Origin of the sequence: Enterococcus sp. 3H8_DIV0648 (assembly GCF_002140655.1) — a bacterium.
GTDB lineage: Bacteria > Bacillota > Bacilli > Lactobacillales > Enterococcaceae > Enterococcus_A > Enterococcus_A hulanensis.
The window spans coordinates 3,234,831-3,236,833 of record NZ_NGLG01000001.1; the positions used below are offsets into that span (position 1 = coordinate 3,234,831).

Annotated in this window: 2 protein-coding genes; both read right to left on the reverse strand. The window is 36.7% G+C overall.

Translation table 11 applies throughout. From position 1 onward, the window contains the following. Positions 1-531: response regulator (locus A5875_RS14950; RefSeq protein WP_088934323.1), on the reverse strand; the 531-nt coding region annotated here is incomplete at its 3' end. Further along, a partial coding sequence (locus A5875_RS14955) for a sensor histidine kinase (protein WP_369596956.1) occupies positions 521-2,003 on the reverse strand: 1,483 nt, incomplete at its 5' end. The genes A5875_RS14955 and A5875_RS14950, both read right to left, overlap by 11 nt.

The window sequence follows — 2,003 nt, forward strand, 5'->3', positions numbered from 1 at the left end:
CTTTGTATGCAATGATAAAATGTGTCCCTTGTTAGAAGAAAAGTAAAGAATATCATCCACCATAAATGAAGTAATCTCATTTCCGGTATTTAATTTGAGCGTTTGACTTGTCGTTAGTAAATCCAAGCGTTGTTCAATTGTTTTTAAACAGGAATGAACCCGCTCGCGAATATCAACATTCGGGTCTTTGATAATGAAATCCAAAGCTTGAACGCGATATTGGAAAGTTAAGAAACTTAATTCGGATCTTACGGTGATAAAGACGATGAATCCCAGCGGATCAAATTTTCGGATTTCCTGTGCAACGGCAAAGCCATTTTTTAAGTCCGCCGCCTCATCTAAGTTGATATCCAGAAAATAAACATTCCACTGATTTCTCCGATCGACTTTTTCCAGCAGCTCATCACCTGAGCCGGTACTGCAAGCTAATTCAAATTCCCAATCAGAGAATAACTGATAATTTGTGATGGTTTGTTCGAGAATCGCTCGTTGAGCACTATTATCCTCTACAATATAAACTTTAAGTGCCATAGACACGCTCCTTTTTTAAAATCAATGTTTGACAAAACTCTTGCTCATTTTGTGTCGTCTTCAATGTTAATATATGAGAATAATTCTGAATGATCGATTGAACAATCGACAGTCCTAGTCCGCGATTTTCACCTTTAGTTGAGAAGTTTTCCTTTTGCATCAAAGCTGGAGAAATAGTTCTGTTTTTAGTCGCATTAACCAGAACAAACAAGTAATGGTGCTCTTCTTCCAATATAGCCAAACGCACAAACGGTTCTTCGCTTTCTTCGGCAGCTTCTAAAGCATTGTCAATCAGAATACCAAAAATTCGTGCCAAAGCCAGATGGTCAATCGGCAGCTCTTTAATTGGTTGATCGATCTCGATATCAAAGGGGATATCTTCTTTTGTCGCCGCCATTAGTTTGGTGAAAATCAAAGTTTTCAACTCAGGATTTTCTAAGTTGCTGAGTCGGGATATTTCTAAAAAGTAATGATAATCCGCCTCAAAGGTTTGGGTAACATCTTCAAAATACTTTTTTAGCTCCTTTTCATTGATGGGCTCTTGGTAAATATATCCGCCCAAAGAAAAAAGCAGGTTGCTGAAATCATGGTGATTCTTTCGAATGTTTTGGGTCACACTTTCAAGACTATTAATGTATTGCGTTAACTCATATTTTACTTGTTCCTGAGCTTCCAATCTTTTTCTCGTACGACGGTTTATGAAGATCAACATGGAAAAAGCAGTTAAACCAGCCATATTTATAAAGATAAGCACAGAGCCTTTAAAGAAAACATGATAGATCGGTTCAATAATAAATGTTGCTGAAGGAGCCAACCATTTGATCAATGAACGTCCAATATAACTATCAGCTAAAAAAATTATCGACGAGTAGTTTGTTTGCCCAGCTACTTCTCTTATGGAGCAGACTTGAACAAACATAAAGAAATAGTTTAACGACAGTAAAAGCATCCACAACAATACAAGCAAAGATAAAAGTGAATTGGTTAAAAAAAGATTGATCCAATTCAATAGTTTTCTTAGTAATGGAAGAAACAGCAAAAAAACTAAAAAGTACCAATTGATTATTTTGGTGGAAGCTAATGGAGCGCCTACTCTATTTAATAGGAAGATACTGATATATTCAAATAGTCCTGCCGCCAGAGTCACGAGAATCGTAACCAGCATTAAATCAATAAGAAAGGTTCGCTCGCCTCTGTGAAAGACCAGATACAAAATCAGCATCATTAATGATTGGGAGATAATGCTAAAAGCATTATGAATCGCCAACAGATCCTGAAAATAGTATTGGATGATCGTATTGAATATCCAGCCCAAATTATAAGCGGAAAGCGACAATAATAGAATGGTCCGCCAATTAATTTTTGTAGGAAAACAATATTTAAGTGCACCGCAGTAAACGATCAAAGCGGGTGTCATCTGAATAAAAAGCAGAACCAGCATATCCTCTGTGGACATACCAGCAGTATAAAAG